At 44.7% G+C, this 5,365-nt stretch carries 8 protein-coding genes and 1 pseudogene; all 9 read left to right on the forward strand.

The window, feature by feature from the left end; all coding sequences use genetic code 11:
• Window positions 1-274 (forward strand): annotated as a pseudogene (locus GN105_RS13160) (hypothetical protein); the annotation flags it as partial.
• Between the two features lie 63 nt (window positions 275-337).
• Entirely contained in the window at window positions 338-1,879 is a 1,542-nt protein-coding gene (locus GN105_RS13165) for a replication endonuclease (RefSeq protein ID WP_000252566.1), read from the forward strand.
• A complete protein-coding gene (locus GN105_RS13170; RefSeq protein WP_435988044.1) occupies window positions 1,812-1,964 on the forward strand; it encodes a hypothetical protein in 153 nt (50 codons plus the stop codon). Before GN105_RS13165 ends, GN105_RS13170 begins: the two co-directional genes overlap by 68 nt.
• Window positions 1,897-2,136, forward strand: a complete 240-nt coding sequence (locus GN105_RS13175) for a phage DNA packaging protein C (RefSeq protein ID WP_016670801.1) — start codon at window positions 1,897-1,899, stop codon at window positions 2,134-2,136. The genes GN105_RS13170 and GN105_RS13175 overlap by 68 nt, the downstream gene beginning before the upstream one ends.
• Complete coding sequence (locus tag GN105_RS13180) at window positions 2,133-2,591, forward strand: scaffolding protein D (protein WP_000084700.1); 459 nt, start codon at window positions 2,133-2,135, stop codon at window positions 2,589-2,591. Before GN105_RS13175 ends, GN105_RS13180 begins: the two co-directional genes overlap by 4 nt.
• Window positions 2,591-2,707 (forward strand): phage DNA packaging protein J, encoded by a 117-nt coding sequence (locus GN105_RS13185; RefSeq protein WP_000033471.1) that lies wholly within the window; start codon window positions 2,591-2,593, stop codon window positions 2,705-2,707. The genes GN105_RS13180 and GN105_RS13185 overlap by 1 nt, the downstream gene beginning before the upstream one ends.
• A gap of 36 nt (window positions 2,708-2,743) precedes the next feature.
• Window positions 2,744-4,027 carry a major capsid protein gene (locus GN105_RS13190; protein WP_000065572.1) on the forward strand — a complete coding sequence of 428 codons (1,284 nt, stop codon included), beginning with the start codon at window positions 2,744-2,746 and terminating at the stop codon, window positions 4,025-4,027.
• 110 nt (window positions 4,028-4,137) lie between these two features.
• Window positions 4,138-4,665: a hypothetical protein gene (locus tag GN105_RS13195; protein WP_000487867.1), complete on the forward strand. Its 528-nt coding sequence runs from the start codon at window positions 4,138-4,140 to the stop codon at window positions 4,663-4,665.
• 8 nt (window positions 4,666-4,673) lie between these two features.
• Window positions 4,674-5,365 (forward strand): hypothetical protein (locus tag GN105_RS13200; protein WP_155285777.1); only part of this gene is annotated, 692 nt, incomplete at its 3' end.

A 5,365-nucleotide genomic window follows, 5' to 3' on the forward strand; every position in this document is an offset into this window, starting at 1 on the left:
GGCTGGTCAGTATTTTACCAATGACCAAATCAAAGAAATGACTCGCAAGGTTAGTGCTGAGGTTGACTTAGTTCATCAGCAAACGCAGAATCAGCGGTATGGCTCTTCTCATATTGGCGCTACTGCAAAGGATATTTCTAATGTCGTCACTGATGCTGCTTCTGGTGTGGTTGATATTTTTCATGGTATTGATAAAGCTGTTGCCGATACTTGGAACAATTTCTGGAAAGACGGTAAAGCTGATGGTATTGGCTCTAATTTGTCTAGGAAATAACCGTCAGGATTGACACCCTCCCAATTGTATGTTTTCATGCCTCCAAATCTTGGAGGCTTTTTTATGGTTCGTTCTTATTACCCTTCTGAATGTCACGCTGATTATTTTGACTTTGAGCGTATCGAGGCTCTTAAACCTGCTATTGAGGCTTGTGGCATTTCTACTCTTTCTCAATCCCCAATGCTTGGCTTCCATAAGCAGATGGATAACCGCATCAAGCTCTTGGAAGAGATTCTGTCTTTTCGTATGCAGGGCGTTGAGTTCGATAATGGTGATATGTATGTTGACGGCCATAAGGCTGCTTCTGACGTTCGTGATGAGTTTGTATCTGTTACTGAGAAGTTAATGGATGAATTGGCACAATGCTACAATGTGCTCCCCCAACTTGATATTAATAACACTATAGACCACCGCCCCGAAGGGGACGAAAAATGGTTTTTAGAGAACGAGAAGACGGTTACGCAGTTTTGCCGCAAGCTGGCTGCTGAACGCCCTCTTAAGGATATTCGCGATGAGTATAATTACCCCAAAAAGAAAGGTATTAAGGATGAGTGTTCAAGATTGCTGGAGGCCTCCACTATGAAATCGCGTAGAGGCTTTGCTATTCAGCGTTTGATGAATGCAATGCGACAGGCTCATGCTGATGGTTGGTTTATCGTTTTTGACACTCTCACGTTGGCTGACGACCGATTAGAGGCGTTTTATGATAATCCCAATGCTTTGCGTGACTATTTTCGTGATATTGGTCGTATGGTTCTTGCTGCCGAGGGTCGCAAGGCTAATGATTCACACGCCGACTGCTATCAGTATTTTTGTGTGCCTGAGTATGGTACAGCTAATGGCCGTCTTCATTTCCATGCGGTGCACTTTATGCGGACACTTCCTACAGGTAGCGTTGACCCTAATTTTGGTCGTCGGGTACGCAATCGCCGCCAGTTAAATAGCTTGCAAAATACGTGGCCTTATGGTTACAGTATGCCCATCGCAGTTCGCTACACGCAGGACGCTTTTTCACGTTCTGGTTGGTTGTGGCCTGTTGATGCTAAAGGTGAGCCGCTTAAAGCTACCAGTTATATGGCTGTTGGTTTCTATGTGGCTAAATACGTTAACAAAAAGTCAGATATGGACCTTGCTGCTAAAGGTCTAGGAGCTAAAGAATGGAACAACTCACTAAAAACCAAGCTGTCGCTACTTCCCAAGAAGCTGTTCAGAATCAGAATGAGCCGCAACTTCGGGATGAAAATGCTCACAATGACAAATCTGTCCACGGAGTGCTTAATCCAACTTACCAAGCTGGGTTACGACGCGACGCCGTTCAACCAGATATTGAAGCAGAACGCAAAAAGAGAGATGAGATTGAGGCTGGGAAAAGTTACTGTAGCCGACGTTTTGGCGGCGCAACCTGTGACGACAAATCTGCTCAAATTTATGCGCGCTTCGATAAAAATGATTGGCGTATCCAACCTGCAGAGTTTTATCGCTTCCATGACGCAGAAGTTAACACTTTCGGATATTTCTGATGAGTCGAAAAATTATCTTGATAAAGCAGGAATTACTACTGCTTGTTTACGAATTAAATCGAAGTGGACTGCTGGCGGAAAATGAGAAAATTCGACCTATCCTTGCGCAGCTCGAGAAGCTCTTACTTTGCGACCTTTCGCCATCAACTAACGATTCTGTCAAAAACTGACGCGTTGGATGAGGAGAAGTGGCTTAATATGCTTGGCACGTTCGTCAAGGACTGGTTTAGATATGAGTCACATTTTGTTCATGGTAGAGATTCTCTTGTTGACATTTTAAAAGAGCGTGGATTACTATCTGAGTCCGATGCTGTTCAACCACTAATAGGTAAGAAATCATGAGTCAAGTTACTGAACAATCCGTACGTTTCCAGACCGCTTTGGCCTCTATTAAGCTCATTCAGGCTTCTGCCGTTTTGGATTTAACCGAAGATGATTTCGATTTTCTGACGAGTAACAAAGTTTGGATTGCTACTGACCGCTCTCGTGCTCGTCGCTGCGTTGAGGCTTGCGTTTATGGTACGCTGGACTTTGTAGGATACCCTCGCTTTCCTGCTCCTGTTGAGTTTATTGCTGCCGTCATTGCTTATTATGTTCATCCCGTCAACATTCAAACGGCCTGTCTCATCATGGAAGGCGCTGAATTTACGGAAAACATTATTAATGGCGTCGAGCGTCCGGTTAAAGCCGCTGAATTGTTCGCGTTTACCTTGCGTGTACGCGCAGGAAACACTGACGTTCTTACTGACGCAGAAGAAAACGTGCGTCAAAAATTACGTGCAGAAGGAGTGATGTAATGTCTAAAGGTAAAAAACGTTCTGGCGCTCGCCCTGGTCGTCCGCAGCCGTTGCGAGGTACTAAAGGCAAGCGTAAAGGCGCTCGTCTTTGGTATGTAGGTGGTCAACAATTTTAATTGCAGGGGCTTCGGCCCCTTACTTGAGGATAAATTATGTCTAATATTCAAACTGGCGCCGAGCGTATGCCGCATGACCTTTCCCATCTTGGCTTCCTTGCTGGTCAGATTGGTCGTCTTATTACCATTTCAACTACTCCGGTTATCGCTGGCGACTCCTTCGAGATGGACGCCGTTGGCGCTCTCCGTCTTTCTCCATTGCGTCGTGGCCTTGCTATTGACTCTACTGTAGACATTTTTACTTTTTATGTCCCTCATCGTCACGTTTATGGTGAACAGTGGATTAAGTTCATGAAGGATGGTGTTAATGCCACTCCTCTCCCGACTGTTAACACTACTGGTTATATTGACCATGCCGCTTTTCTTGGCACGATTAACCCTGATACCAATAAAATCCCTAAGCATTTGTTTCAGGGTTATTTGAATATCTATAACAACTATTTTAAAGCGCCGTGGATGCCTGACCGTACCGAGGCTAACCCTAATGAGCTTAATCAAGATGATGCTCGTTATGGTTTCCGTTGCTGCCATCTCAAAAACATTTGGACTGCTCCGCTTCCTCCTGAGACTGAGCTTTCTCGCCAAATGACGACTTCTACCACATCTATTGACATTATGGGTCTGCAAGCTGCTTATGCTAATTTGCATACTGACCAAGAACGTGATTACTTCATGCAGCGTTACCATGATGTTATTTCTTCATTTGGAGGTAAAACCTCTTATGACGCTGACAACCGTCCTTTACTTGTCATGCGCTCTAATCTCTGGGCATCTGGCTATGATGTTGATGGAACTGACCAAACGTCGTTAGGCCAGTTTTCTGGTCGTGTTCAACAGACCTATAAACATTCTGTGCCGCGTTTCTTTGTTCCTGAGCATGGCACTATGTTTACTCTTGCGCTTGTTCGTTTTCCGCCTACTGCGACTAAAGAGATTCAGTACCTTAACGCTAAAGGTGCTTTGACTTATACCGATATTGCTGGCGACCCTGTTTTGTATGGCAACTTGCCGCCGCGTGAAATTTCTATGAAGGATGTTTTCCGTTCTGGTGATTCGTCTAAGAAGTTTAAGATTGCTGAGGGTCAGTGGTATCGTTATGCGCCTTCGTATGTTTCTCCTGCTTATCACCTTCTTGAAGGCTTCCCATTCATTCAGGAACCGCCTTCTGGTGATTTGCAAGAACGCGTACTTATTCGCCACCATGATTATGACCAGTGTTTCCAGTCCGTTCAGTTGTTGCAGTGGAATAGTCAGGTTAAATTTAATGTGACCGTTTATCGCAATCTGCCGACCACTCGCGATTCAATCATGACTTCGTGATAAAAGATTGAGTGTGAGGTTATAACGCCGAAGCGGTAAAAATTTTAATTTTTGCCGCTGAGGGGTTGACCAAGCGAAGCGCGGTAGGTTTTCTGCTTAGGAGTTTAATCATGTTTCAGACTTTTATTTCTCGCCATAATTCAAACTTTTTTTCTGATAAGCTGGTTCTCACTTCTGTTACTCCAGCTTCTTCGGCACCTGTTTTACAGACACCTAAAGCTACATCGTCAACGTTATATTTTGATAGTTTGACGGTTAATGCTGGTAATGGTGGTTTTCTTCATTGCATTCAGATGGATACATCTGTCAACGCCGCTAATCAGGTTGTTTCTGTTGGTGCTGATATTGCTTTTGATGCCGACCCTAAATTTTTTGCCTGTTTGGTTCGCTTTGAGTCTTCTTCGGTTCCGACTACCCTCCCGACTGCCTATGATGTTTATCCTTTGGATGGTCGCCATGATGGTGGTTATTATACCGTCAAGGACTGTGTGACTATTGACGTCCTTCCCCGTACGCCGGGCAATAATGTTTATGTTGGTTTCATGGTTTGGTCTAACTTTACCGCTACTAAATGCCGCGGATTGGTTTCGCTGAATCAGGTTATTAAAGAGATTATTTGTCTCCAGCCACTTAAGTGAGGTGATTTATGTTTGGTGCTATTGCTGGCGGTATTGCTTCTGCTCTTGCTGGTGGCGCCATGTCTAAATTGTTTGGAGGCGGTCAAAAAGCCGCCTCCGGTGGCATTCAAGGTGATGTGCTTGCTACCGATAACAATACTGTAGGCATGGGTGATGCTGGTATTAAATCTGCCATTCAAGGCTCTAATGTTCCTAACCCTGATGAGGCCGTCCCTAGTTTTGTTTCTGGTGCTATGGCTAAAGCTGGTAAAGGACTTCTTGAAGGTACGTTGCAGGCTGGCACTTCTGCCGTTTCTGATAAGTTGCTTGATTTGGTTGGACTTGGTGGCAAGTCTGCCGCTGATAAAGGAAAGGATACTCGTGATTATCTTGCTGCTGCATTTCCTGAGCTTAATGCTTGGGAGCGTGCTGGTGCTGATGCTTCCTCTGCTGGTATGGTTGACGCCGGATTTGAGAATCAAAAAGAGCTTACTAAAATGCAACTGGACAATCAGAAAGAGATTGCCGAGATGCAAAATGAGACTCAAAAAGAGATTGCTGGCATTCAGTCGGCGACTTCACGCCAGAATACGAAAGACCAGGTATATGCACAAAATGAGATGCTTGCTTATCAACAGAAGGAGTCTACTGCTCGCGTTGCGTCTATTATGGAAAACACCAATCTTTCCAAGCAACAGCAGGTTTCCGAGATTATGCGCCA

It is taken from the genome of Capnocytophaga felis, assembly GCF_009684755.1.
Taxonomy (GTDB): Bacteria; Bacteroidota; Bacteroidia; order Flavobacteriales; family Flavobacteriaceae; genus Capnocytophaga; species Capnocytophaga felis.

Bases quoted from the DNA above. Each gene is read 5' to 3' on its own strand.
- GN105_RS13165 (WP_000252566.1), top strand. From the start codon at position 338: ATGGTTCGTTCTTATTACCCTTCTGAATGTCACGCTGATTATTTTGAC.
- GN105_RS13180 (WP_000084700.1), top strand. From the start codon at position 2,133: ATGAGTCAAGTTACTGAACAATCCGTACGTTTCCAGACCGCTTTGGCC.
- GN105_RS13185 (WP_000033471.1), top strand. From the start codon at position 2,591: ATGTCTAAAGGTAAAAAACGTTCTGGCGCTCGCCCTGGTCGTCCGCAG.
- GN105_RS13190 (WP_000065572.1), top strand. From the start codon at position 2,744: ATGTCTAATATTCAAACTGGCGCCGAGCGTATGCCGCATGACCTTTCC.
- GN105_RS13195 (WP_000487867.1), top strand. From the start codon at position 4,138: ATGTTTCAGACTTTTATTTCTCGCCATAATTCAAACTTTTTTTCTGAT.